The organism is Streptomyces sp. NPDC008163 (genome assembly GCF_042956885.1).
In the GTDB taxonomy this organism is placed as follows: Bacteria; Actinomycetota; Actinomycetes; order Streptomycetales; family Streptomycetaceae; genus Streptomyces; species Streptomyces drozdowiczii_A.
Genome location: NZ_JBIBHG010000003.1, coordinates 222,225 through 247,265 on the forward strand (window position 1 = coordinate 222,225; position 25,041 = coordinate 247,265).

Consider the following 25,041-nt stretch of genomic DNA (forward strand, 5'->3'; position numbering starts at 1 on the left):
CGTCTGTCCCTCCACGGTCCGGCTCACCCCTCTCTCCGCGCTTTTCGCAAGACAACTCCCACTTCGCGCAGCAGGCTGGGCTTGGTGGGTCCGGGCGGTCCGGGCAGTACGTCGAAACCGGCGGCCGCGATCGCGGTGAGGGCGGCGCGTCCTCCTCCCACGAATCCGGCGAGAAGCAGCCTGAGCCTGCCGTGGACGCTACCCACCAGGGGGGTGCCTTCATTCAGCAGATCCCGGGCGCGTTCCGCTTCGTACGCGATCAGGGAGCGGACCGACGCATTCGCGGTGGGCGCCGCGAGGTCGGTCTCGCCGACGTGGAACCGGGCCATGTCCTCGGCCGGAAGATAGACGCGGTCGCGGCCGAGGTCCTCGGCGACGTCCTGGAGGTGCTCCACGATCTGCAGGGCGGTGCACACGGCGTCGGAGCGGCGCAGCCGTTCGGGGCTGGCGGTGCCGGTGAGCTGGAGGACGAGGCGGCCGACGGGGTTGGCGGAGAGCTCGCAGTAGGCGAGCAGTTCCTCGTACGTGCCGTAGCGGCGGACCTTCTGGTCCTGCCGGTTGGCCTCGATGAGGCCGATGAACGGCTCGGGGGTGAGCGCGCGGCGCCGGGCCGTGGGGCGCAGCGCCTGCATCAACGGATGGTGCGGGGTCTCGCCGGTGGTCGCGAAGACGCGGTGCAGATCGCTCTCGAGCGCGTCGAGCATCGCGAGCCGGTCGTCGCTCTGGGCCGGGTCGAGTCCGAGGTACACGGCGTCGGCGCCGCCGGGGGCGAGGTCACCGTCGCCGATGTCGTCCACGAGGCGGGCGAAGCCGTAGACGGCCATCAGGTCGTCGCGCCAGGCGCGCGGCAGGAAGAACGGGGCGACCGGAAAGTTCTCGTGGGCTGCCTTGTCGAGGGTTCCGGATGCGGCGGTATCGAGCCGCGCCTGCCGGGTACGGGTCACTGCGAACCGCCCTGCGCGGGGACGGCGTGAGCACCTCGGAGCGGGAGATCTTCCGTCATAGCCGTCACAACTCCCGTTCTACACTGCTGACCCAAAATACCCCATTCCGGACACGCCGCCCGCCCTTCCGAGTGCCGAGGACGACTCTTGACCGTCCCCCCAGGCGGTATCGCCCCACTTGCGGCGAATCAGCACCGGTACAGCTTACGTTGTACAACGCTCATCCAAACGCCGGGGTACGGGCCGTGCGGCACCCGCCCCGGGGTCCGCGTCAACTTTCCCCCCGCCGGAGCGCGTTCACGTCATCCGGCGGGAGGAGATCGCGAAGGCCGCCGTACGACGAGGCGCGGATGTCCGGGCTCCGGTCCGCGGTCCGGACACGCGCACGGCCCCCGCCGGAAGGATCCGGCGGGGGCCGTGCGCGGTGCGACGCGGGGCGTCCTACTTTCCGGTCTCCCGTTCGTAGGCCCGCAGGACCTCCTCGGTCGGGCCGTCCATCAGGAGCTCGCCCTTCTCCAGCCACAGCACCCGGTTGCAGGTGTCCCGGATCGACTTGTTGCTGTGGCTGACCAGGAAGACCGTGCCGGCCTCCTTGCGCAGCTCCCTAATGCGCGCCTCGGAGCGGATCTGGAACTTGCGGTCACCGGTGGCCAGTGCCTCGTCGATCATGAGGACGTCGTGGTTCTTGGCGGCCGCGATGGAGAAGCGGAGGCGGGCGGCCATACCGGAGGAGTAGGTGCGCATCGGCAGGGTGATGAAGTCGCCCTTGTCGTTGATGCCGGAGAACTCCACGATGTCGTCGTAGCGCTCGCGGATCTCCTCGCGGCTCATGCCCATCGCGAGGCCGCCGAGCACCACGTTGCGCTCGCCCGTCAGGTCGCTCATCAGCGCGGCGTTGACGCCGAGCAGCGAGGGCTGGCCGTCCGTGTAGACGCTGCCGCTCTCCGTCGGCAGGAGGCCGGCGATGGCGCGCAGCAGCGTCGACTTGCCGGAGCCGTTCGTACCGATGAGCCCGATCGCCTCGCCCCGGTAGGCGGTGAAGGTGACCCCGCGCACGGCGTGCACCTTGCGCACCCCGCGCTCCTCGCCCTTCTCGCGGCGCAGGATCCGGCTCAGTGCGGCGGTGGCGCTGCCCTTGCCACCGCCGCCGCCGTTGACCCGGTACACGATGTGCACGTCGTCGGCGATCACGGTGGGGACGCGCCCCGCGGTGTTGTCGTCAGCCACGGCCGTACCGTTCCTCTGCCTTCCAGAAGTACACGAAGCCCACGATGCCCACCACGATCGACCAGGCGAGGGCGACCGCCCAGACGTGGTCCGGCAGGTTCTCGGAGCCGTATCCGTCGATCAGGGCGAACCTGACCAGGTCCATGTAGATGGCCGCCGGGTTGTACTGGAGCACGTCGGTGATCCAGGCCGGCTTGTCCGCGAGCATCACCGGGATGGAGAACATGACCCCGGAGGCGTACATCCAGGTGCGCATGACGAACGGCATCAGCTGCGCCAGGTCGGGGGTCTTGGCGCCCATCCTGGCCATGGCCAGCGCCAGTCCGGTGTTGAAGAGGAACTGCATCGCCAGGGCGGGGATCACCAGCAGCCAGGAGAGCCTGGGGTAGCTGCCGAATCCGACCGTGACCGCGATCAGCACGATCATGGAGTACAGCAGCTGCTGGAGCTGCTGGAGCGAGAAGGAGATGGGCAGCGAGGCGCGCGGGAAGTGCAGGGCCCTGACCAGGCCGAGGTTCCCGGAGATCGCGCGTACGCCGGCCATCACGGAGCTCTGCGTGAAGGTGAAGACGAACACCCCGGTCACCAGGAACGGGATGAAGACCTCCTGCGGTATCCCCTTCTTCGTGCCGAGGATCAGCCCGAAGATGAGGAAGTAGACCGCCGCGTTCAGGAGCGGGGTCGCCACCTGCCACAGCTGGCCCAGCTTCGCCTGGCTGTACTGGGCGGTCAGCTTGGCCCGGGAGAACGCCAGGATGAAATGGCGTCGCCCCTGGAGCTGGCGCACGTACTCGAGGAGTCCGGGCCGGGCACCGCTGACCGCAAGGCCGTACTTCGCGGCCAGCTCGGCCGCGCTCAGGCCGTCGTCGGCTGATGGCCGGCTGCTCACCGCAACCGCGCCGCCATGGGTTGTGTCACTCACCAGAAGAAACTCTCGTATTCGAAATGCGCAGCCAGTCGCGGGCGCGGCTCAGGGCGGACAGGTCCCGTCAAGAAAAAATACGCCTCATGCTCCCAGAGGGAGCATCTCAGATGACCGGAGGGCGGCCCAGCCTGGTCAGTCGCCACACCGTACGCCACTTCATCGGGCGGCGCGGTCCACAGGGCGTCCGCCAGCCCTCCCGGAATCCGCCGAACCATGCCTTCAGCGCCTCGCCGGACGGCCTGCGCAGCAGGGTCAGAGCCATCCACACCCCCAGGTACACCGGGACGAGGGGCGCGGGGAGGTTGCGCCGGGCCAGCCAGACCCGGTTGCGGGCCACCATGCGGTGGTAGACGGCATGGCGGGACGGGGCCGTGGTGGGGTGGTGCAGCACCATGTCCGCGCGGTAGTCGATCAGCCAGCCGGCGTCCAGCGCCCGCCAGGCGAGGTCCGTCTCCTCGTGCGCGTAGAAGAAGTCGCCCGGCAGCGGGCCGACCTCGGCCAGCACCCGGGTGCGCACCGCGTTGGCGCCGCCCAGGAACGTCGTCACGCGGGACGAGCGCATCGGGTCGGCGGCGCGCAGCCGGGGCACGTGCCGGCGCTGGGTGACCCCGGTCTCGGGGTCCGCGATGCGGAAGCTGATGATGCCCAGCCGGGGGTCCTCGGCGAACGCCTTCCGGCACAGCTCCGCGGTGTCGGTGAGGGGCAGCAGCCCGTCGTCGTCGAGGAAGAGCAGGGCGTCCACGTCGGCGCCGGAGGGCCCGAACGCCTCGATGCCGACGTTCCGGCCGCCGGGGATGCCCAGGTTCTCGGGCAGCTCGACGGTGCGGACGCCCGCGGGGACGTCGGGGACGGGCGAGCCGTTGCCGACGACGACCACCTCGATCCGGTCGCCCTCCTGGGCGGCGACCGAATCGAGCAGGGCGCGCAGCTCGGCCGGGCGGTTGCCCATGGTGATGATGACCGCGCCGAGTTTCATGGGTGTGCTCACTTCAGCCTGCTCGATGCCAGGACCGACACGAGGTGCAGCAGGGTCTGGAGCAGGGCGATGCCCGCCAGGACCGCGACCGCGAGGCGGCTGAAGAAGAAGTCGTCCCGCACCTCGTCCAGGACGGCGGCGACCAGGATGACCAGGGACGCCTCGACGCACAGGATGAGCCGGTGGAACTTGAGCGCTCCGGCGGCCCGGCGGGCGAACGCCATGCCGGAGGAGCGCGGCTCGGACGCGGACTCCTGCACGGGCGGCAGTCCGCCCTGGTGGCGGGCGACGCCGACCAGGTCCGTCTCGGCCTTGATCAGGATCGCGCCGAGCGCGGCGAGCGTGCCGAGGAAGGCCCACAGCCAGTCGATGCGGCCGGTGCCCCACAGGTCGGCGGCGCGCAGGCCGAAGCCGACGAGCACGGCCGCGTCGCAGAGGTAGGCGCCGACCCGGTCGAGGTAGACGCCGCCGAGCGAGAACTGCTTCTTCCAGCGCGCGATCTCGCCGTCCACGCAGTCGAGCAGCAGGTACAGCTGGACCATGACGACGCCGAGCACCGCGCCCCAGATGCCCGGGACGAGCAGCGCGGGGGCGGCGAGCACACCGGCCAGCGTCATCAGGTAGGTCAGCTGGTTGGGCGTGACCTTGGTGTTCACCAGGTACCGGTCGATGCGCAGGGAGACCTCGCGCATGTATATCCGGCCCGCCCAGTGCTCACCGCTGCGCCGGTCCTTGACGCCCGGCGGGTGAACGACCGGGCGGAGTTCAGCTACTGATGGTCTTGGCATAGTCGGCGTACGCGTCCCTGATCTGGTCGGTGGAGAGGCTGAGGTGTTCCAGGACCGTGAAGCGTCCCGGGCGGGTCTGGGGGGCGTACTCGACGGCCTGGACGAATTCGTCGGCGGTGAAGCCGATCTCCTCGGGCGTGACCGGCAGGCCGTGCCTGCGCAGCACCTCGGCGAAGAGACCGGACTCGTCCACGGCCCCGCGCAGGTGCATGGCGAAGGCGGCGCCCAGGCCGACCTGCTCGCCGTGGCTGGCGGCCCGCTTCGGGAAGAGCAGGTCGAACGCGTGGCTGATCTCGTGGCAGGCGCCGGACGAGGGCCTGGTGTCGCCGCTGATCGAGATGGCGATCCCGGAGAGCACCAGCGACTCGGCGAGGACGGTGAGGAACTCGTCGTCGGCGACGGTGCCGGGGTGGCGCAGGACGGCTTCGCCGGCGGTACGGGCCATGGCGGCGGCGAGTCCGTCGATCTGTTCGCCGTTGACCTGGTGCGAGAGCTCCCAGTCGGCGATGGCGGAGATGTTGGAGATCGCGTCGCCGATCCCGGACCGGACGAAGCGGTCGGGGGCGGTACGGATCACCGACAGGTCGATCACCATGGCGATGGGCATGGGGACGCCGTAGGAGCCCCGGCCGTTGTCGTTGTCCAGGGTGGCGACGGGCGAGCAGAGGCCGTCGTGGGCGAGGTTCGTGGCGACCGAGACCAGCGGCAGGCCGACCCGGGCCGCGGCGTACTTCGCCACGTCGATGATCTTGCCGCCGCCGAGGCCGACCACGGCGTCGTAGCGCTTGCCCTTGATGTCGTCGGCCAGCTGCACCGCCGCGTCGATGTTGCCGCCGGCGACGCAGTACCAGTCGGCGCCCGGCAGGGCCGGGGCCAGCTTCTCGCGCAGGGCGAGGCCGGAGCCGCCGCTGATCGCGATGGCGAGCTTGCCGGAGGCGGAGATCCGCTGGTCGGCGAGGAGGCCTGCCAGGTCGTGCATGGCCCCCCGGCTGATGTCGACGAAGACCGGGGACGGGATGAGTCGGGTCAGTACCGGCACGCGATCTCCCGGCCCTTCGCGAGGTCGTCGTGATTGTCGATCTCGACCCAGCTCACGTCACCGATGGGGGCGACGTCCACGGTGAAGCCGCGGTTGACGAGCTCCTGGTAGCCGTCCTCGTAGTAGAGGTCCGGGTCGCGCTCGAAGGTGGCCTTCAGCGCGTCTGCGAGTTCCTCGGCGGCCTCGGCCTCGATGAGGGTGACGCCGATGTACTCACCGGTGGCCTCGGCCGGGTCCATCAGCTTGGTGATCCGGCGGACGCCCTTGCCGTCCTCGGCGACGACCTTCATCTCCTCGTCGGCGAGGTTCTTCACCGTGTCGAGGGCGAGGATGATCTTCTGGCCCTGACCGCGCGCGGCCAGCAGGGTCTTCTCGACGGAGACCGGGTGGACGGTGTCGCCGTTGGCGAGGAGCACCCCGCGCTTCAGCTCCTCACGGGCGCACCACAGGGAGTAGGCGTTGTTCCACTCCTCGGCCTTGTCGTTGTCGACGAGGGTGAGCTTCAGGCCGTACGTGGCCTCCAGCTCCTCCTTGCGGGCGTAGACGGCCTCCTTGCGGTAGCCGACGACGATCGCGACCTCGGTGAGCCCGATCTCGGCGAAGTTGGCCAGCGTGAGGTCGAGGACCGTCTTGTCGCCGTCCACCGGCACGAGCGCCTTGGGCAGCGTGTCGGTGTAGGGGCGCAGGCGCCGTCCTGCGCCGGCTGCCAGTACGAGGCCGATCATGCGGGTTCTCCTTCGTCGTGAACGGCGGGCGCCCCGGAGGACACCCAGAAGCGGATGGACTCCACCAGCACGATCACTGCCACGGCCACGGCGAGCACGGTGAGCGCCGTGGTGAAACCGGAGGCTTCGGTGAGTGCGGCGGCGAGCACGGCCACGACCAGGGTCCGGCCCTCGTGTCCGCCGATCGTGCGCACCAGCCACTGGGGCGGGGCGCCGGTGCCGCCTCGGATGCGGTACACCGTGTCGTAGTGATGGTAGGCGACGGCCGAGACCAGTCCGAAGGCCGCGGGGAGCGCCCCGTCGATGTCGCTGCGGGCGGCCAGGATCAGGACCGTGCAGTACTCGGCGGCCCGGAAGACCGGGGGAACGAGCCAGTCGAGTGCGCCCTTGAGGGGGCGGGCCACGGCTATGCCGGAGCAGACCGCGTAGAAGACGGCGGCGATGATCGTCTGGCGGCTGCCGAAGGGCTGCTGGAGCGCGGCGGCGATCAGTGCACCGGTGCCGACGAGGGCGACCGCGGGGGCGGTCCAGGCACCGCCGATCCTGGGGCCCCGGGCGGCGATCAGCTGGGCGATCGGGCCGGAGTCCGCGAGGTCGGCGAGGGCCTGGGCGGCGCGGTCGGTGCGCCGCGCCTTGCGGGTCAGGGAGCGCAGGAGGCGGCCCGCGGTGGTGTAGCAGGCGGCGAAGGCGCAGCCGATGAGCAGGGCGTAGAAGACGATGCGCGGGGTGGTGACCGCGGTCAGGACGGCGATCATCGCCCAGCGCTCGCCGATCGGGAGCACGATCATGCGGCGCAGCCAGACCGTCCAGCCGACGCTGTCGAGCTTGTCGGAGAGGGCCGCCGTGGGGCTGCTGTTCGCCACCGCGTCGTGATTCGCCTCGTTGAACGAGAAGTCGATGATGTGGCGGCACGACTGGAGGACCATCGCGCCGAGCGCCAGCGCCCAGACGTCGTCGCCGTTGCGGGCGGCGCCGAGGGCGAGGCCCGCGTAGTAGGCGTACTCCTTGGCGCGGTCGAAGGTGGCGTCCAGCCAGGCGCCCATCGTGGAGTACTGGAGCGAGTAGCGGGCGAGCTGCCCGTCGGTGCAGTCCAGGACGAAGGAGAACAGGAGCAGGACGCCCGCTGCGACATAGCCGCCCCGGGTGCCGGTGGCCGCGCAGCCGGCCGCTATCAGCGCGGTGAGCAGGGACGCGGTGGTGACCTGGTTCGGAGTGAGGCCCCGGCGCGCGCACCAGCGGGCGATGTAGCGCGAGTACGGGCTGATGAAGTGGGTGGTGAAGAAGCCGTCGCGGGCCTTCACCGCGCTGCGCAGCCGGACCGCCTCGTCGTCCACGGCCTCGACGTCCGTACGGGCGGCGGCGCGGGCGGTCTCGTCGGTGGGCACGGTGGCGACGAGCGAGCCCAGCTCGGGGCGCTGCACCTCGGTGCCCCCGGCCTCCATGGCCGCCGCGAGCCTGCCGGGCACCGTGCGGTCGGTGACCGTGGCGGTGCCGCCCGCGGGCACTCCGGCGCCGACCGCGTCGGTGGTGGCGCGCAGGGCGCCGACCAGGGCGGGGCGGGCCTCGGCCTGTGCGGTGAGGGCGCCGGGCACCGCCGCGGCGGGGAAGCGCGGGTCGGTCAGGGCGAGCCGCAGGGCGTGGCGGTGGCCGACGAAGCGGGGGTCGACCAGGGCGACGCGGTGGGCCGCCGGGACGGCGGCCAGCAGGGTGGCCGCTTCGGTGACGTCGGCGGCTGCCCGGACGTCGAAGCCCAGCGACCGCAGATCGTCCTCCAGTGACGATCCGGGCAGCGGAGCACCTGTGAGAATGGCGGTCGACAGACGAACTCACTCCTTGGGTGCTGACACGGATCGGCACGCGACAGTGCGGCCAGAAGCGGCCGGCGGCATGTCGGCAGAGGCTATCGGATGAACGGAAGCGCGAGTTCACCACCCGTTCGTGCCCCGTTCCGGGCTGGGCCGGACCACGCGCTCCGTCCGCGATCATCATTGTCGATAGCCGCCCCGCCTGACAAAACCGGGTCACCCAGCACCGTACAAGGGCTCTGACCTGCATACGTTTCCGCAGGTCAGAGGCAATGACAACGGTGTTCAGTCCCGTGTTGCCCGATACCCCCCACCCGTAGTTGACTGGCAGGGCCCGGGCCGGAAGTCCGGGTCCGCGAGACGACCGGGAGGCGTCCCCATGGGGGCAGGGCACGATCACGGACACACGCACGGGCCGGCGCCGACCGGCACGGCGGCCGCCGCACACAAGGGGCGGCTGCGCATCGCGCTCTGCATCACCCTGGTCGTCACGGTCATGGAGGTCGTCGGCGGTGTGCTGTCCGGCTCCCTCGCGCTGATCGCCGACGCGGCCCACATGGCGACCGACGCCCTGGGGCTCGGCCTGGCGCTGCTGGCGATCCACTTCGCCAACCGGCCGGCCGGCCCGAACCGCACCTTCGGCTACGCCCGAGCCGAGATCCTGGCCGCCCTCGCCAACTGCTGCCTGCTCCTCGGGGTGGGCGGCTACCTCCTCTTCGAGGCGGTGCAGCGCTTCATCGACCCGGCTGAGACGCGGGGCGGGCTCACGATCGCCTTCGCCCTGGTGGGTCTCGTGGCGAACGCGGTCTCGCTGTCACTGCTGATGCGCGGGCAGCAGGACAGCCTCAATGTGCGCGGCGCCTATCTGGAGGTGCTGGCGGACACGCTGGGCTCGGTGACCGTGCTGGTCTCGGCGGGGATCGTCATGGCGACGGGCTGGCAGGCGGCGGACCCCATCGCCTCGCTGGTCATCGGGCTGATGATCGTCCCGCGTACGGTGCGGCTGCTGCGCGAGACGCTGAACGTGCTCCTGGAGGCGGCTCCGCCGGGCGTCGACATGGACGAGGTACGCGACCACATCACGGGGCTGCCCGGAGTGCTGGACGTCCACGATCTGCACGCCTGGACGATCACCTCGGGGATGCCGGTGCTCTCCGCCCATGTGGTGGTGCAGCAGGACCTGCTGGACTCGATCGGCCACGAGAAGCTGCTGCACGAGCTCCAGGGCTGCCTGGGCGACCACTTCGACGTGGAGCACTGCACCTTCCAGCTGGAGCCGAGCGGGCACGCGGAGCACGAGGCGAGGCTCTGCCACTGAGCCCCGGGGGCGTGCGGCCCGAGGTGTAGGGTTTCCGGGACGTGTACGAACCGGCCCGCCGGCCGGTGCCCGCCCACCCGAGGGTCCCCACGTTGACCGACATCACCTGGCGCGTCCGCCCCGAGATGACCGCCGACATCCCCTCCGTGCGCGCCGTGAACGCCGCCGCGTTCCCGACGGAGGCGGAGGCCACGCTCGTGGACACGCTGCGCAAGGATTCGCTGGTCTGGATGCCCGGCCTCTCGTGGGTCGCCGAATCGCCCGACGGCTCGATCGCCGCGTACGCCCTGCTCAGCCGCTGCTGGGTGGACGGAGTGCCCGCCCTGGCCCTGGCCCCGGTCGCCACCGCTCCGGAGCACCAGCGCCGGGGGGCGGGCTCAGCCGTGGTGCGGGCGGTGCTGGAGGCCGCGCGCTGGTACGCGGAGCGGCTGGTGCTGGTGCTCGGGCACCCGGAGTACTACCCGAGGTTCGGTTTCGTACCGGCCTCGCGCTACGGAATCCGGCCGTCCTTCGAGGTTCCGGACGAGGCCATGATGGCGCTGGTGCTCGATGATTCCGCGCCCGTCCCGATGGGCACGATTGAGTATCCGCCCGCCTTCGGAGTCTGACGGACCGGCCTGGGCGGGGCGGACATGCCAGGACCCTAAGTACGGACAAGCCGCTTTTGTACGGCAGACTTGATCGGACTCGACGGGACCGGCTGCACGGGGCCGGGACCACAGCGAAGGATGGGTATGCCGACCACACCAGTCACCGCGGCGAACACCTCGTCGAACGGCACAGCGGACGCGATCATGCTCGAACTGGTCGATGAGAACGGCACCACCATCGGTACGGCGGAGAAGCTCGCCGCCCATCAGGCGCCCGGCCAGTTGCACCGCGCGTTCTCCGTGTTCCTCTTCGACGAGCAGGGCCGGCTGCTGCTCCAGCAGCGCGCCCTGGGCAAGTACCACTCCCCCGGTGTCTGGTCCAACACCTGCTGCGGCCACCCCTACCCGGGTGAGGCGCCCTTCGCCGCCGCCGCCCGGCGCACGTACGAGGAGCTGGGGATCTCGCCCTCGCTGCTGGCCGAGGCGGGCACCGTCCGCTACAACCACCCGGACCCGGCGTCGGGCCTGGTCGAGCAGGAGTTCAACCACCTCTTCGTGGGCCTGGCGCAGGAGCGGCTGCGGCCGGATCCGGAGGAGGTCGGCGGGACGGCGTTCGTGACGGCGGCGGAGCTGGCCGAGCGGCATGCCCGTGAGCCGTTCTCCGCGTGGTTCATGACCGTGCTGGACGCCGCCCGGCCGGCGATCCGCGAGCTGACCGGGGACAACGCCGGCTGGTGAGTGCGGCGCGGCGGCGGAGGGGTCAGAGGGCGGTGCTCAGCGGGAGGGCCGCCCAGATGACCTTGCCGCCGCCCGCGGTGTGCTCGACGTCGCAGGTGCCGCCCGCTTCCCGGGTGATCTCGCGGACCAGCAACAGGCCCCGGCCGCCGGTCTGCGCGTAGTCGGTTTCCAGGGCGGTCGGGCGGTACGGGTGGTTGTCCTCGACGGACACCCTGACCCAGTCCTCGCCCACGGCCACCTCCACGGCGAGCTCGGGCGAGAGCAGCGCGGCGTGCTTGACGGCGTTGGTCACCAGCTCGGAGACGATGAGCAGCAGCCCCTGGGCGATGTCGTCGTCGATCGGCACGTTCTGGCGCTTCAGCAGGTCGCGTACGGCGTGCCGGGCCCGGGGTACGGAGACGTCCGAGGCCGGGGCGGTGAAACGCCAGACCCCTTCGTACGGCACGGGCCGGGCGGGGGTGCTCCCGCGGCTCTCCATAGTCCGGTACCCGCTCTCCACTCGAAGTGACTTCACGTCGAGTACAGGGTGGCGGGCGAGGTTGCTCCGGTCCGTACTATTGAACAGAAGTCGACTCCTATTGACCGGGCTCGACTTCATTCACGCGAGAGTGTCAGTTTTCGGACCGCTTCTGACCGTCCTGGGCGAGCGGGTCCGTTCCTTCTCCCTTGTCTTCCTTGTCTCGTCCTGGCGTCATCTGCTCGGAGACCATCGAGACGATGCGCCGGCCGCCGATGCCGATGGCGATGAGGCCGAGCCCGTCGAAGAGCAGGGCCAGCGAGAAGAAGCAGCCGAGTACGTAGAGGCTGCTGTGCGGCCAGTCGAAGAGTACGAGAAGGCCGAGGAGCAGCCCGAAGGCGCCCTGGAGCAGCGTCCAGCCGAACTGCGGCCCGCGCACCACGACGCTGCCGACGAGCCGGAAGACCCCGCCGGTCAGGAAGAGCAGCGCCGCGAACATGGTCAGCGCCTCGGCGGTGCCGTGCGGATGGCGGATGACGACGAGTCCGGCCGCGATGTTGAGCGCCGCCACCACCACACCCAGCCAGAAGTAGCTGGTGCCGCGCGACTGGATCGCGTGCAGCAGTCCGACCAGACCGCCGACGAGCAGCAGCCAGCCGAAGAGGATCATCGAGGTGAGCGTCGCGACACCGGTGTAGACGAGGCCGACCAGACCGGCGACGACGAGCAGAATGCCGAGCAGGGCCAGACCGCTGAAACTGCGGTGGAGCTTCCTGCCTTCGCGTTCGGGACCGTCCACGTGGGGCTCCTCGGGTGCGTGCCTGTTTCGCGGCCCCTTGTTGATCGTAGGTTCGAACACCACGGATAGCATCCGGCCATGGACCGTACGGAACCCCGTCTGGAGCACACCGTCGCGGACGGCGTCGCCGCCGTCGTCATCAGCAACCCCGCCAAGCGCAACGCGATGACGGCCGCCATGTGGCAGGCGCTGCCGGTCCTGCTCGACAAGCTGGCGGCCGACCCTTCCGTGGCCGCCCTGGTCCTGACGGGCGCGGGCGGCACCTTCTGCGCGGGCGCCGACATCTCCTCGCTCCGGGACCCCGGGAGCGATCCGCAGAGCCTGGCCGTGGCGGCCGAGGAGGCGCTGGCCGCTTTCCCGCTGCCGACCCTCGCGGCGGTGCGCGGCTACTGCGTGGGCGGCGGGAGCCAGCTCGCCGCCGCCTGCGATCTGCGCTTCGCGGCGGAGGGCGCCCTGTTCGGGGTCACCCCGGCCAAGCTCGGCATCGTGTACCCCGCGTCGTCCACCCGCCGGCTCGTCGCCCTCACGGGTCCGGCGACGGCCAAGCACCTGCTGTTCTCCGGTGAGCTGATCGACACGGAGCGGGCGCTGCGGACGGGCCTGGTGGACGAGGTGCTGCCGGCCGACGGGCTGGACGAGCGGGTCGCCGCCTACCTGCGCACCCTGGTGTCGCGGTCGCGGCTGACCCAGGCCGCCGCCAAGGAGTTCGCGGCCGGGCGCGAGGACCGGGACGCGCACTGGGCCGGGCAGGCGCGGGGCAGCGGCGACACCGCGGAGGGGGTCGCCGCCTTCCTGGAACGCCGCGCGCCCCGCTTCACCTGGACGCCTACTGGGGGATGAACCGGCTCCGGTCGCGCCACTCCTCGACGAGGTCGGCCGGCGCCTTGTCCGGCGACCCCGCGTCGTAGGGCGGCTGGGGGTCGTATTCGGTGAGGAGCTGTACGGCCTGGGCGGTCCGGTCGCCGGCGATGCGGCCGAGCAGGGCGAGGCCCATGTCGATGCCGGACGACACTCCGGCGGCGGTGACGTACTTGCCGTCGAAGACGACGCGTTCGCCGGTGGGCTCGGCGCCGTGCTCCCCGAGCTGGTCGAGCGCCAGCCAGTGCGAGGTGGCGCGCCGCCCCCTGAGCAGCCCGGCGGCCGCCAGCAGCAGCGATCCGCTGCACACGGAGGCCGTCCAGGTAGTGGCCTCGTCCGCGCGGCGGAGCCAGCCGAGCAGGTTCTCGTTCTCCATCTGCCGGTGCTGTCCGGGGCCACCGGGAACGATCACCAGGTCGGGGGCGGGAACCTGGTCGAACGTGCGGTGCGCGACCAGTTCGAGCGAGCCGCTGTCGTTGCGCACCGCGCCCGGGTGCTCGGCGACGAAGACCGTCTCGGCGCCGGGGGCGCGGGACAGGATCTCGTACGGGCCCACGGCGTCCAGCGCCGTGAAGCGGTCGAAGAGGGCGATGGCGATCTGCATGGTCTTCCTGTCTCTCGGGTGGGTCAGGAGTGGTCTGCGGTGTGCGAGCCGAAACGGCGGCGGTATTCGGCCGGGCCCGCGCCGAGCGCCTTGACGAAGGCCCGGCGCATCGCCTCCGGCGTGCCGTAGCCGCAGCTGCGGGCGATCCCGGCGACCCCGTCGGTGGTGTCCTCCAGGAGGCGGCGGGCGTGTTCGAGGCGGACCCGGTCGACGTACCGGCCGGGCGTGGTGCCCGTCTCCGCCTGGAAGGCGCGGGCGAAGTGGCGTGGCGAGAGGCGGGCGCGGGCGGCCAGGGTCTCGACGGAGAGGTCGGCGCCGGGGTGCTCGGTGATCCAGTGCTGCACCTCGCGCAGCGGTTCACGGCGCGCGGTCTGGGCGCTGAGCTGCGCGCTGAACTGGGACTGGCCGCCCGGCCTGCGCAGGAAGACGACGAGGTGCCGGGCGACGGTGAGGGCGACGTCCCGTCCGTGGTCCTCCTCGACCAGGGCCAGCGCGAGGTCGATGCCCGCGGTGACCCCGGCGGAGGTGGCGATCCTGCCGTCGCGTACGAAGATCGGCTCGGGGTCCACCTCGACGGCGGGGTGTTCGCGGGCCAGCTTCTCGCACACGTTCCAGTGCGTCGTCGCCCGGTGCCCGTCCAGCAGTCCGGCCGCCGCGAGCAGCAGCGCCCCGCTGCACACGGAGACCAGCCGCTCCGGCAGGGGGCCGTGCGCGCGCAGCCAGTCGACCAGTGCGGGAGCGGGGTCGCGGGTGCCTCCGCCGCCGGGGACGAGGAGGGTGTGGGGCACCGGGGCGTCGGCGAGGCTGCCGTCGGGGACCAGCGTGAGGCCGCAGGAGGAGCGGACCGGGGCGCCGTCCAGCGAGGCGGTGCGCAGCTCGTACGAGGCCTCGGGGAAGCGGGATGCCCCGGCGAAGACCTCCATGGGGCCGGTGACGTCGAGGCTCTGGATGCCGTCGAAGAGGACGACGAGCACGGATCGCTGCTTCATGTCCGCCATCCTGGGCGGCCGCCGGAATGGCCGCAATGACGGGTTCCCCACCTTTCCTGCCATCTCCCGTTGCGGCACAGCTCACGTGGGCCCAGGGGTTCCTGCCCGTACCGACCAGTCGGTAACGTGCGGGTATGAGTACTCTCCCGCCCCGGGCCGGCCGGCGCTGCCACAACGCCCTCAACCCGCTGCACTCCTCGCTCTACTTCTCCCCCGATCTCGGCAAGGAGCTCGGCGGGATCGGGATCGAGGATCCCTCCGCCGCCTACTTCGCCACCCGCGCCGCCGCGATGGGCGCGGTCGGGGCGGACACGGTGACCGCGACCTTCTACAACTTCAACCACGCGCTCGTGGCGCGGCACGTGCCCGCGATCTGGGACATCGCCTCCCCGGCGAAGGTCCTGGACGCGCGCCTGCGCGCCGCCGACGCGACGCTGCGCCGGCTGCTCGGCGAGGAGATCATCGCCTCGCCCGAGATGGCCGAGGCCGCGCGACTCGCCCTGCGCGCCGCGGAGGGCTGCACCCGCCACGCCCGGCCGCTGTACGCCGCGCACGCCGGTCTGCCGGTGCCCGGCGAACCGCACCTGGCGTACTGGCACGCGGCGACGCTGCTGCGCGAGCACCGGGGCGACGCCCATCTCGCCGCGCTCCTCACCGCGGAGCTGGACCCGCTCGAAGCGCTGGTCAGCCACACCGCGACGGGCAAGGGCATGGCGATCCGCTGGATCCTGGCCAGCCGGGGCTGGCGGCGCACCGACTGGGAGGACGCCTCGGACCGGCTGCGCGGACGCGGGCTGCTCACGGCGGAGGGCGAGCTGACCGAGGAGGGCGCGGCGCTGCGCCAGGAGGTGGAGGAGGCCACGGACCGGATGGACCTGGGCCCGTACGAACACCTGGGCGGGCCGGGTGTGGCCCGGCTGACCGAGCTGGGGCGCGGCTTCCTCGCCACGGCCGCGGCGGCGGGCGCCTTCCCGGCGAGCGCGACGGGCTGACCCGCAAAAACCGCAGCCGTTCCCTGGGGTGGCCGGGCGACACGGCGCCCGGCCACCCGGCACAATGCAGGGCGTGTGGCTCCGGGGCCGCCCCATCGGCGGTCCGGAGCCCGACCAGCACAGCCAGCAGGAGAAGGCGAGTCGGTAGAACCGTGACGACGTCCATCGAAGGCAGGATCGCCGAGGAACTCGGCGTACGCGAGCGACAGGTGAAGGCGGCCGTCGAGCTGCTCGACGGCGGGTCGACCGTGCCGTTCATCGCGCGCTACCGCAAGGAAGCGACCGAGATGCTCGACGACGCGCAGCTGCGCACGCTCGAGGAACGGCTGCGGTATCTGCGGGAGCTGGAGGAGCGCCGGACGGCGGTCCTCGAATCCGTACGGGAGCAGGGCAAGCTCGACGAGGCGCTGGAGGCGCAGATCCGGGCGGCCGATACGAAGGCGCGCCTGGAGGACATCTACCTCCCGTTCAAGCCGAAGCGGCGGACGAAGGCGCAGATCGCCCGGGAGGCCGGCCTCGAACCGCTCGCCTCCGGTCTGCTGGACGACCCCTCGGTCGAACCGCTCGCCGCCGCGGCGGCCTTCGTGGACGCGGACAAGGGTGTCGCGGACCCGGCGGCGGCGCTGGAGGGCGCCCGCGCCATCCTCACCGAGCGCTTCTCGGAGGACGCCGACCTCATCGGCGAACTGCGCGAGCGCATGTGGACGCGCGGGCGGCTGGTGGCCCGGGTGCGGGACGGCAAGGAGGAGGCGGGCGCCAAGTTCGCGGACTACTTCGACTTCGCCGAGCCGTTCACCGCGCTGCCCTCGCACCGGGTGCTCGCGATGCTCCGGGGTGAGAAGGAGGACGTGCTCGACCTGGTCCTGGAGCCGGAGGAGCCGTCCGGGGAGCCCGGCCCGTCCTCGTACGAGAACATGGTCGCCCGGCGCTTCGGGGTCAACGACCGGGGGCGCCCCGGCGACAAGTGGCTGGCCGACACCGTGCGGTGGGCCTGGCGGACCCGGATCCTGGTGCACCTCGGCATCGACCTGCGGCTGCGGCTGCGTACGGCGGCGGAGGACGAGGCGGTGCGCGTGTTCGCGTCGAACCTGCGCGATCTGCTGCTCGCCGCGCCGGCCGGGACGCGGGCCACGCTGGGACTCGACCCCGGCTTCCGTACCGGGGTGAAGGTCGCCGTGGTGGACGCGACGGGCAAGGTCGTCGCCACCGACGTCATCCACCCGCACGTCCCGGCGAACAAGTGGGACCAGTCCCTCGCCACGCTGGAACGGCTGGCCCGCGAGCACCGGGTCGAGCTGATCGCCATCGGCAACGGCACGGCGTCCCGGGAGACGGACAAGCTCGCGGCTGAGCTGTGCGCGAAGCACCCGGAGCTGAAGCTGACCAAGGTGATGGTGTCGGAGGCGGGCGCCTCGGTGTACTCCGCCTCGGCGTTCGCCTCGCAGGAACTTCCCGACATGGACGTGTCGTTGCGCGGGGCCGTCTCGATCGCACGCCGGCTCCAGGACCCGCTGGCCGAGCTGGTGAAGATCGACCCTAAGTCGATCGGTGTCGGGCAGTACCAGCACGACCTGTCCGAGGTGAAGCTCTCGCGGTCGCTGGACGCGGTCGTGGAGGACTGTGTGAACGGGGTCGGCGTCGACGTCAACACCGCGTCAGCGCCGCTGCTCTCCCGGGTCTCCGGCATCGGCTCGGGGCTCGCCGAGAACATCGTGGCGCACCGCGACGCGAACGGGCCGTTCCAGTCGCGGAGGAGTCTGAAGGACGTGGCCCGGCTGGGTCCGAAGGCGTACGAGCAGTGCGCGGGCTTCCTGCGCATCCGCGGCGACGACCCGTTGGACGCGTCGAGCGTGCACCCGGAGGCGTATCCGGTGGTGCGCGCGATGGTGAAGAAGACCGGCGGCGACGTGGCCGCGCTGATCGGCAACACGGGTGTCCTGCGGTCGTTGCGGGCGGACGAGTTCGTGTCCGAGAAGTTCGGGCTGCCGACGGTGAGCGACATCCTGAAGGAGCTGGAGAAGCCCGGGCGCGACCCGCGCCCCGCCTTCAAGACCGCCACCTTCAAGGAGGGCGTCGAAAAGATCGGCGACCTGGAGGCCGGGATGGTGCTGGAGGGCGTCGTGACGAACGTCGCGGCGTTCGGGGCGTTCGTGGACGTCGGGGTGCATCAGGACGGGCTGGTGCATGTGTCGGCGATGTCGCGAACGTTCGTGAAGGATCCCCGGGATGTGGTGAAGCCGGGGGATGTGGTGCGGGTGAAGGTGATGGAGGTCGACATTCCGCGGAAGCGGATTTCGTTGACGCTGCGGTTGGACGACGAGCAGGCGGCGGGTGGCCGTGGGGCTTCGTCCGGGGGTGAGCGGGGCGGGCGGCCGCCCCGGCCCCGGCAGGGGGGCGGGGGCGGTGGCCGCCAGTCCCGGGGCGGCGGCGGTCGGTCCGCGGCTGCGGCGGCTCCGGCGAGTGGGGCGATGGCCGATGCGTTGCGGCGGGCGGGGCTGTTGAAGGGCGAGTAGGGGGCGGGGGCGGGCGGGGCGGCCTTGTCCCCTGCCCGCCCCTTCCCGTGACCGGGGCTCTGCCCCGGGCCCCGCTCCTCAAGCGCCGGAGGGGCTGGAGGAGCGGGGCGATGGGTTTACGCAGCGGGGCCGAGGGCCGGGCGGTCCGACACCACGCGGCCCTCGTGCAGCACCGTGCGGTCCTCGGTGCGGTCCATCACCGCTGATGTCACCGTCTCGCCCTCCAGCAGGATCAGGTCCGCCCTCGCCCCCACCGTGACGCCCGGACGGTCCGTCGTGGAGGTCAGGCGGGGCGGGCCGTCCTGGAGGATGGACGCGCCGCCCATCGTGGCCACGGCCACCGTGTGTTCGATCAGGGCGTCCGCGCGGTAGCCGTTCGTGAAGGCCAGCTGCCAGGTGCGGTCCAGCATGTCGCCGTTGCCGTACGGGGACCAGAAGTCGCGCTGGCCGTCCTCGCCCAGGCCCACCCGGACGCCCGCGGCGGTCAGGTCGGCCAGGGGCAGGGAATGGTGGCGGGCGGGGGCCACGGTCGCCATCGCGACGTCCAGTTCGGCGAACTCCTCGATCAGGCGGCGCGTCGTCGCCTCGTTCACCGAACCCAGGTCGTAGGCGTGCGAGATGGTCACCCGGCCTGCCATGTCCAGGGCGCGCACCCGTTCCAGGATCAGGTCGACGCTGAACACCCCGAGCGCGCCCGGCTCGTGGAGGTGGATGTCGACCGGGGCGTGGTGGCGCTCGGCGAGGCCGAACACGATGTCCAGGTGGCGTACGGGGTCGCGGTCCAGGGTGCACGGGTCGATGCCGCCGACGACCGCGGCGCCCGAGGACAGGGCCCGGTCCATCAGCTCCGGCACGCCCTTCTCCCGGAGCAGGCCGGCCTGTGGGAACGCCATGATCTCGACCTCGCACCGGCCGGCGTGCGCCTCCTTCGCCGCGAGGACGCCCTCGAAGCGTTCGAGGCCGCAGTCCGCGTCGATCTGGGCGTAGCTCCGTACGCGGGTGGTGCCGCGCTCGATCATCCGGCCCAGGGTGTACGTGGCCCGGCGGGCGACGTCCCACTCGTCCTCGCGCCAGTGCCGGCGGTCGTTCATCATCATGCCCCAGACGCCGGGGGCACCCGTGTGCGGGCGGAAGGGCAGGCCCATCCGCGTGGAGTCCAGGTGGCAGTGGACGTCCGAGAACGACGGCAGGGCGAGTCGTCCCCGGCCGGCCACCGCGTCCTCCGTGGCGGCCCGGGACGGGTCGTGCGGGGTGATCGCGGTGATCACCCCGTCCTCGACGGTGAGGTCGCTGGACTCTCCGCCCCACGGACGGACGTCGCTGATCAGCATGTGGCGCTTCTCCTGTGTGGGTGTGTGCGGTGGTGTCACTCGGGCGGAAGGATTCCGGACAACGCCGTCAGGGACGGCTCCCTCCCCCGTTCGATGTGCGCGTACGCGAGTGCCGCGGCCAGGTCCGGCTTGCCCGCGTGGATCGCGGCGCAGATGTCCCGGTGCTCGGCGCACTGGACGCGTGGGTCGCGGCCGCCGGTGAGGCCGAACAGCCACTGCACCAGGCCGAGCGAGGGCTGCAGCGCGTCCCGGAGCAGCCGGTTGCCGGTCATCGCGACGATCTCCGCGTGCAGGGCGGTGTTGGCGGCCGGGATCTCCGCGGCGTCGCCCCGCGCGGTGGCGGCCTCCGCCGCCTCCATCGCGGCCCGCAGCGGCTCCCCGTCTCCCCCGGCCGCGCACGCCTCGGCGGCCCGGCGGGTGGCGAAGACCTCCAGGCTGAGGCGGAGGTCGAAGAGTTCGGCGACGTCCCGCAGCGAGAGGTCGCGCACGGAAGCGCCCCGGCGCGGGGACATGACGACCAGGCCCTCACCGGTCAGCCGGGTGAGCGCCTCGCGGACCGGGATGCGCGAGACGCCCAGGGTCTCGGACAGCTCGCGTTCGCGCAGCCGTGAGCCGGGCGGGTGCGCGCCGGACAGGATGCCGGCGCGGATCGCCCGCTCGGCGTGGTCGGCGTGCGAGGCGGCGGGGTCGCCCGCTTGAGTCATCACGAGGCGACCGTAGCACTTGGTATGCCAAGCGTTACGGTCGACCGGCGATCATGCAGTTCCGGGGGTGCGGATCACGGGTTTGGCATACCAGATCTCAGACCTCCGTCACCCTGCCCTCCGTCACCGCGATCCGGCGCGTCGTGCGGACCGCCTCCAGCATCCGGCGGTCGTGCGTGACCAGGAGCAGGGTCCCGGTGTACGAGTCGAGCGCCGACTCCAGCTGTTCGATCGCCGGGAGGTCCAGGTGGTTCGTGGGCTCGTCCAGCACCAGGAGGTTGACGCCCCGGCCCTGGAGCAGGGCGAGCGCCGCCCGGGTGCGCTCCCCCGGTGACAGGGTGGTCGCCGCGCGCATGACGTGGTCGGCGCGCAGTCCGAACTTGGCGAGCAGCGTGCGTACGTCGGCGGGCTCCGTCTCCGGGACCGCCGCGCAGAACGCCTCCAGGAGCGTCTCCGTGCCGTGGAAGAGCCGGCGCGCCTGGTCCACCTCGCCGACCACCACGCCGGAGCCCAGGGTCGCGTGCCCCGAGTCCAGCGGGAGGCGGCCGAGCAGCGCGGCCAGCAGGGTCGACTTTCCGGAGCCGTTGGCGCCCGTGATGGCGACCCGGTCCGCCCAGTCGATCTGGAGCGAGGCGGGACCGAACACGAAGTCTCCGCGTACGGCGCGGGCCTCGCGCAGGGTGGCGACGACCGAGCCGGAGCGGGGCGCGGAGGCGATCTCCATGCGCAGCTCCCACTCCTTGCGGGGCTCTTCCACCACGTCGAGCCGTTCGATCATGCGCTGCGTCTGGCGAGCCTTGGCGGCCTGCTTCTCGCTGGACTCGCTGCGGAACTTGCGGCCGATCTTGTCGGAGTCGGTGGCCTTGCGGCGGGCGTTCTTGACGCCCTTGTCCATCCAGGAGCGCTGCATCAGGGCGCGGCTCTCCAGCGCCGAGCGCTTGTCGGCGTACTCCTCGAACTCCTCGCGGGCGTGCCGCCGGGCGCGCTCGCGCTCCTCCAGGTACGCCGCGTAGCCACCGCCGTACAGGTTGATCTGCTGCTGGGCCAGGTCGAGTTCGAGGACCTTGGTGACCGTGCGCATCAGGAATTCGCGGTCGTGGCTGATGACGACGGTGCCGGAGCGGAGCCCGGAGACGTACTTCTCCAGGCGTTCCAGGCCGTCCAGGTCCAGGTCGTTGGTGGGCTCGTCGAGCAGGAAGACGTCGTAGCGCGACAGCAGGAGCGAGGCGAGTCCGGCGCGGGCCGCCTGGCCGCCGGAGAGCGCGGTCATCGGCAGGTCGAGGCCGACGGTGAGGCCGAGTTCGGCGGCGGTCTCCTCGGCGCGCTCGTCCAGGTCCGCGCCGCCGAGGGACAGCCAGCGCTCCAGGGACTCGGAGTAGGCGTCGTCCGCGCCGGGGGCGCCCTCGACCAGCGCCTCCGTGGCGGCGTCCATGGTGGTCTGGGCCTCGGCGACGCCGGTCCGGCGGGCCAGGAACTCCCGTACGGTCTCGCCGGGGCGCCGGTCGGGCTCCTGGGGCAGGTGGCCGACGGTGGCGGTGGGCGGGGAGAGCCGCAGCTCGCCCTCCTCCGGCTGGTCGAGGCCGGCGAGCAGCCGGAGCAGGGACGATTTTCCGGCGCCGTTGACTCCGACGAGACCGATCACGTCCCCGGGGGCGACCACGAGGTCGAGTCCGGCGAACAGCGTGCGGTCGCCGTGTCCGGCGGCGAGATCCTTGGCGACGAGGGTGGCAGTCATCAGGGTGCAGATCCTAATGTGCCGGGGGCGGCGCGCCGGGCGAGCGCCGTAGGTGCGCGGACCGGGAGGCGGCAGTGGTGGCGGACGTGATCGTGGTGGGCGGCGGGGTCAGCGGGCTGACCACGGCGAAGGTGCTGGCGGAGCGGGGGCACCGGGTGCGGGTGTGGTCGCGGGAGCCGGCCGGCGACACGACGTCGGCCGTGGCGGGCGCCCTGTGGTGGCCCTACCGGATCGAGCCGCTGGACCGTGTGGGCGACTGGTCGCTGGCCGCGCTGTGGTGGTACGAGGAGCTGGCCGTACGCCCGGAGGAGACCGGCGTACGTCTGGTGGAAGGGCTTCACCGGGGCGAGAGCCTGGCGAACCTCGGGGCGTGGGCCGGGGAGCTGAAGGACGCCGTGGAGACCGCCGACGGCCTGCGGTGCCGGTTGCCGCTGATCGACATGCCCGCGCACCTGGCGTGGCTGGAGGACCGGGTGCGGGCGGCCGGGGGCACGGTCGAGCGCCGCACGGTCACCTCGTTCGCCGAGGCCGCCGAGGAGGCGGGCACGGTGGTGAACTGCGCCGGCCTCGGCGCCCGCGACCTGGTCCCGGACGCCGGGGTGCGCCCGGTGCGCGGGCAGTTGGTGCTGGTGGAGAACCCGGGCATACGGGAGTGGTTCACGGAGGCCGACCCGGCGTCGAGCGCCACCACGTACTTCTTCCCCCAGCCCGGCCGCCTGGTGCTCGGCGGCACGGCGGTGGCCGGTGACTGGACCACGACGCCCGACCCCGGTACGGCCGAGGAGATCGTGGCGCGGTGCGCCCGGGTCCGCCCGGAGATCGCCGACGCGGAGATCATCGGTCACCGGGTGGGCCTCCGCCCGTCCCGGGACAGGGGCGTCCGCATCGAGACGGAGCTCCTGCCCGGAGGCGCACGGCTGGTGCACAACTACGGACACGGGGGCGCGGGCGTGACGGTGGCCCTGGGCTGCGCACGGGAGGCGGCGCGGCTGGTGGGGTAGCCCCGAGCCCCCGGACGGGCAGCAACGGCATGGAGCCGGGCAGGCGGTCCGGCTGCGGCGGACTGCACGGAGGCGCGGCACGGGCGGGAGTCGCGACGGGCGCGCGGGGGCGGGGGCCCCGGGCCGCGCGCAGCGGTCGGGACGCGACCGGAACCGGGCGACGGCGGCCGCTGGGGCGGCGGCACCCGGGCCCGCCCACGCACGAGATCCGTCCGCCCCCGCGGGCCCCTCAGGCCGGGCTGGAGCCCCCCGGCTTGTCGCCGTCGTGGCGTTCCGTCGTGATCTGGCTGCCGCCCGGGCCGATGCGGATCTCGAAGTCGCCGTCGTACTTGGCGTGGCCCTCGATGACCGCCGACTCCACGGCCTCCACGCCGAACTCGCGGCGCACGATGAGGGGGTCCTGGCGCAGGTCGCGCATCAGGGCCACGCACATGCAGAGCATGACGATGGTGAAGGGCGCCGCGACCAGGATGGTCAGATTCTGGAGGCCCGCCAGGGCGTCGCCCTTGCCGTTGCCGATGAGGAGCATGATCGCGGCGACCGCGCCGGTGACGACGCCCCAGAAGATGACGACCCACTTGGCGGGTTCGAGGATGCCCTTCTGGGACAGCGTGCCCATCACGATGGACGCCGCGTCCGCGCCGGAGACGAAGAAGATGCCGACGAGCACCATCACCAGGATGCTCATCAGCGTGGCGACGGGGAACTGCTGGAGCACGCCGAAGAGCTGCGCCTCCTGCGTGTCGGCGCCGCCCAGCTTGCCGCCCTCCTGCAGCTTGATGGCGGTGCCGCCGAAGATGGCGAACCAGATCAGGCTGACGGTGCTGGGCACCAGGATGACGCCGCCGATGAACTGGCGGATGGTGCGGCCCTTGCTGATGCGGGCGATGAACATGCCGACGAAGGGCGTCCAGGAGATCCACCAGGCCCAGTAGAAGACGGTCCAGCTGCCGAGCCAGTCCGCGACCTCGCCCTCACCGGTGGCCTCGGTGCGGCCCGCGAGCTGCGGGAGGTCGCCGAAGTAGGAGGCGATCGAGGTGGGGATGAGGTCGAGCACGATGATCGTGGGACCCGCGATGAACACGAACACGGCCAGGATCAGGGCGAGCACCATGTTGATGTTGGACAGCCACTGGATGCCCTTCTCCACGCCGGAGACCGCCGAGGCGATGAACGCGACGGTCAGCACGGCGATGATCAGGACGAGCAGACCGGTTCCGGTCTTCTCCTTCCAGTTCAGCTCGTGGAAGCCGCTGCCGATCTGAAGGGCGCCGAGGCCCAGCGAGGCGGCGGAGCCGAAGAGGGTCGCGAAGATGGCCAGGATGTCGATGAACCGGCCGAGGCCGCCGTGGGCGTGGCGGGGGCCGATCAGCGGCTCGAACACGGCGCTGATGGTCTGCCGCCTGCGGCGCCGGAACGTGCTGTACGCGATGCCGAGGCCGACCACCGCGTAGATCGCCCACGGGTGCAGCGTCCAGTGGAACAGGGTGGTGGCCATCGCCGTCTGCATCGCCTCCGCGGCGTCGGCGGGGCGGGTACCGGGCGGCGGGTCGGTGAAGTGGGCGAGCGGCTCACTGACCCCGTAGAACATCAGACCGATACCCATACCGGCGCTGAACATCATCGCGACCCAGGAGACCGTGCGGAATTCCGGCTCCTCGTCCTCCTGGCCGAGCGTGATGTTTCCGTACCGGCTGATGGCGAGCCACAGGGCGAAGACCACGAATCCGGACGCGGCCAGCATGAACGCCCAACCGCCATTGTGGATCAGGCCGTTGAGGGCCTTGTCGGAGACGTCCTCCAGCGAGTCGGTGGCGGTGGCCCCCCAGATGACGAAGGCCAGGGTGAGGCAGGCCGTGACGCCGAACACCACCCGGTCGGTGACGGGGCGCCGGCCGTGGCCCGGTTCTTCGGAGAGGTCGGCCGTCACCGGCACGTCCCCTCTGCCGCCCGTTCTCTGATCGTCCTGCGACACGAATGGCA

The 25,041-nt window shown here is 71.9% G+C and carries 24 protein-coding genes; 8 read left to right on the forward strand and 16 right to left on the reverse strand.

Annotation, left to right across the window (positions count from 1 at the left end; genetic code table 11):
• Positions 1-23 precede the first annotated feature (23 nt).
• From hpnC to ACFZAT_RS09035, 8 genes are all read right to left on the reverse strand, one after another.
• Positions 24-944 carry a squalene synthase HpnC gene (gene hpnC / locus ACFZAT_RS09000; protein WP_391262219.1) on the reverse strand — a complete coding sequence of 307 codons (921 nt, stop codon included), beginning with the start codon at positions 942-944 and terminating at the stop codon, positions 24-26.
• Positions 945-1,385: 441 nt separating this feature from the next.
• A complete protein-coding gene (locus tag ACFZAT_RS09005; protein ID WP_391262221.1) occupies positions 1,386-2,171 on the reverse strand; it encodes an ATP-binding cassette domain-containing protein in 786 nt (261 codons plus the stop codon).
• Positions 2,164-3,093: an ABC transporter permease gene (locus ACFZAT_RS09010; RefSeq protein ID WP_391262223.1), complete on the reverse strand. Its 930-nt coding sequence runs from the start codon at positions 3,091-3,093 to the stop codon at positions 2,164-2,166. The genes ACFZAT_RS09005 and ACFZAT_RS09010 overlap by 8 nt, the downstream gene beginning before the upstream one ends.
• Before the next feature lie 106 nt (positions 3,094-3,199).
• Positions 3,200-4,072 (reverse strand): glycosyltransferase, encoded by an 873-nt coding sequence (locus ACFZAT_RS09015; RefSeq protein WP_391262761.1) that lies wholly within the window; start codon positions 4,070-4,072, stop codon positions 3,200-3,202.
• A gap of 8 nt (positions 4,073-4,080) precedes the next feature.
• Positions 4,081-4,860 carry a CDP-alcohol phosphatidyltransferase family protein gene (locus tag ACFZAT_RS09020; RefSeq protein WP_391262225.1) on the reverse strand — a complete coding sequence of 260 codons (780 nt, stop codon included), beginning with the start codon at positions 4,858-4,860 and terminating at the stop codon, positions 4,081-4,083.
• The gene (locus tag ACFZAT_RS09025) at positions 4,838-5,899 is read right to left on the reverse strand and encodes an iron-containing alcohol dehydrogenase (protein ID WP_391262227.1); all 1,062 of its coding nucleotides are present in this window, start codon (positions 5,897-5,899) and stop codon (positions 4,838-4,840) included. Before ACFZAT_RS09025 ends, ACFZAT_RS09020 begins: the two co-directional genes overlap by 23 nt.
• On the reverse strand, positions 5,887-6,624 hold the full coding sequence (locus ACFZAT_RS09030; protein ID WP_391262229.1) for a sugar phosphate nucleotidyltransferase: 738 nt from the start codon (positions 6,622-6,624) through the stop codon (positions 5,887-5,889). The genes ACFZAT_RS09025 and ACFZAT_RS09030 overlap by 13 nt, the downstream gene beginning before the upstream one ends.
• Complete coding sequence (locus tag ACFZAT_RS09035; protein ID WP_391262763.1) at positions 6,621-8,330, reverse strand: DUF5941 domain-containing protein; 1,710 nt, start codon at positions 8,328-8,330, stop codon at positions 6,621-6,623. The genes ACFZAT_RS09030 and ACFZAT_RS09035 overlap by 4 nt, the downstream gene beginning before the upstream one ends.
• On the opposite strand from ACFZAT_RS09035, the gene ACFZAT_RS09040 reads away from it, so the two are divergent.
• The 4 genes from ACFZAT_RS09040 to idi all read left to right on the forward strand — a co-directional run bounded on the left by ACFZAT_RS09040 (position 8,268) and on the right by idi (position 11,075).
• Positions 8,268-8,402 carry a hypothetical protein gene (locus ACFZAT_RS09040; protein ID WP_265539059.1) on the forward strand — a complete coding sequence of 45 codons (135 nt, stop codon included), beginning with the start codon at positions 8,268-8,270 and terminating at the stop codon, positions 8,400-8,402. The two genes, ACFZAT_RS09035 and ACFZAT_RS09040, sit on opposite strands and share 63 nt — an antisense overlap.
• A gap of 406 nt (positions 8,403-8,808) precedes the next feature.
• Positions 8,809-9,747 (forward strand): cation diffusion facilitator family transporter, encoded by a 939-nt coding sequence (locus tag ACFZAT_RS09045; protein ID WP_391262231.1) that lies wholly within the window; start codon positions 8,809-8,811, stop codon positions 9,745-9,747.
• Positions 9,748-9,839: 92 nt separating this feature from the next.
• Positions 9,840-10,355: a GNAT family N-acetyltransferase gene (locus tag ACFZAT_RS09050; protein ID WP_391262233.1), complete on the forward strand. Its 516-nt coding sequence runs from the start codon at positions 9,840-9,842 to the stop codon at positions 10,353-10,355.
• A gap of 126 nt (positions 10,356-10,481) precedes the next feature.
• Complete coding sequence (idi, locus tag ACFZAT_RS09055) at positions 10,482-11,075, forward strand: isopentenyl-diphosphate Delta-isomerase (protein ID WP_391262235.1); 594 nt, start codon at positions 10,482-10,484, stop codon at positions 11,073-11,075.
• Positions 11,076-11,097: 22 nt separating this feature from the next.
• Here the strand turns inward: idi and ACFZAT_RS09060 are convergent, their stop codons facing one another.
• Positions 11,098-11,553 carry an ATP-binding protein gene (locus ACFZAT_RS09060; RefSeq protein WP_391262236.1) on the reverse strand — a complete coding sequence of 152 codons (456 nt, stop codon included), beginning with the start codon at positions 11,551-11,553 and terminating at the stop codon, positions 11,098-11,100.
• Positions 11,554-11,686: 133 nt separating this feature from the next.
• Positions 11,687-12,331: a DUF308 domain-containing protein gene (locus tag ACFZAT_RS09065; RefSeq protein ID WP_391262238.1), complete on the reverse strand. Its 645-nt coding sequence runs from the start codon at positions 12,329-12,331 to the stop codon at positions 11,687-11,689.
• Positions 12,332-12,409: 78 nt separating this feature from the next.
• Between ACFZAT_RS09065 and ACFZAT_RS09070 the strand changes: the two genes are divergently transcribed.
• Positions 12,410-13,171: an enoyl-CoA hydratase-related protein gene (locus ACFZAT_RS09070; protein WP_391262240.1), complete on the forward strand. Its 762-nt coding sequence runs from the start codon at positions 12,410-12,412 to the stop codon at positions 13,169-13,171.
• On the opposite strand, the gene ACFZAT_RS09075 is transcribed toward ACFZAT_RS09070, so the two are convergent.
• Both ACFZAT_RS09075 and ACFZAT_RS09080 read right to left on the reverse strand, forming a co-directional pair.
• Positions 13,158-13,793 (reverse strand): DJ-1/PfpI family protein, encoded by a 636-nt coding sequence (locus ACFZAT_RS09075; protein ID WP_391262241.1) that lies wholly within the window; start codon positions 13,791-13,793, stop codon positions 13,158-13,160. The two genes, ACFZAT_RS09070 and ACFZAT_RS09075, sit on opposite strands and share 14 nt — an antisense overlap.
• A gap of 23 nt (positions 13,794-13,816) precedes the next feature.
• Entirely contained in the window at positions 13,817-14,782 is a 966-nt protein-coding gene (locus tag ACFZAT_RS09080) for a DJ-1/PfpI family protein (RefSeq protein WP_391262242.1), read from the reverse strand.
• A 134-nt stretch (positions 14,783-14,916) separates the two neighbouring features.
• Here ACFZAT_RS09080 and ACFZAT_RS09085 point away from each other — a divergent pair, with 134 nt between their 5' ends.
• Both ACFZAT_RS09085 and ACFZAT_RS09090 read left to right on the forward strand, forming a co-directional pair.
• The gene (locus ACFZAT_RS09085; protein ID WP_391262244.1) at positions 14,917-15,774 is read left to right on the forward strand and encodes a hypothetical protein; all 858 of its coding nucleotides are present in this window, start codon (positions 14,917-14,919) and stop codon (positions 15,772-15,774) included.
• Between the two features lie 152 nt (positions 15,775-15,926).
• Positions 15,927-18,287, forward strand: coding sequence for a helix-hairpin-helix domain-containing protein (locus ACFZAT_RS09090; protein WP_391262246.1), 2,361 nt, complete (start codon positions 15,927-15,929; stop codon positions 18,285-18,287).
• A 116-nt stretch (positions 18,288-18,403) separates the two neighbouring features.
• Here the strand turns inward: ACFZAT_RS09090 and ACFZAT_RS09095 are convergent, their stop codons facing one another.
• The 3 genes from ACFZAT_RS09095 to ACFZAT_RS09105 all read right to left on the reverse strand — a co-directional run bounded on the left by ACFZAT_RS09095 (position 18,404) and on the right by ACFZAT_RS09105 (position 22,057).
• Entirely contained in the window at positions 18,404-19,618 is a 1,215-nt protein-coding gene (locus tag ACFZAT_RS09095; protein WP_391262248.1) for an amidohydrolase, read from the reverse strand.
• 35 nt (positions 19,619-19,653) lie between these two features.
• Complete coding sequence (locus ACFZAT_RS09100) at positions 19,654-20,322, reverse strand: FCD domain-containing protein (RefSeq protein ID WP_391262765.1); 669 nt, start codon at positions 20,320-20,322, stop codon at positions 19,654-19,656.
• 97 nt (positions 20,323-20,419) lie between these two features.
• Complete coding sequence (locus ACFZAT_RS09105; protein ID WP_391262250.1) at positions 20,420-22,057, reverse strand: ATP-binding cassette domain-containing protein; 1,638 nt, start codon at positions 22,055-22,057, stop codon at positions 20,420-20,422.
• 77 nt (positions 22,058-22,134) lie between these two features.
• On the opposite strand from ACFZAT_RS09105, the gene ACFZAT_RS09110 reads away from it, so the two are divergent.
• Positions 22,135-23,058, forward strand: a complete 924-nt coding sequence (locus ACFZAT_RS09110) for an FAD-dependent oxidoreductase (RefSeq protein WP_391262251.1) — start codon at positions 22,135-22,137, stop codon at positions 23,056-23,058.
• A gap of 229 nt (positions 23,059-23,287) precedes the next feature.
• Here ACFZAT_RS09110 and ACFZAT_RS09115 read toward each other — a convergent pair whose 3' ends face one another.
• Complete coding sequence (locus ACFZAT_RS09115; protein ID WP_391262253.1) at positions 23,288-25,033, reverse strand: BCCT family transporter; 1,746 nt, start codon at positions 25,031-25,033, stop codon at positions 23,288-23,290.
• Between the last annotated feature and the right edge of the window lie 8 nt (positions 25,034-25,041).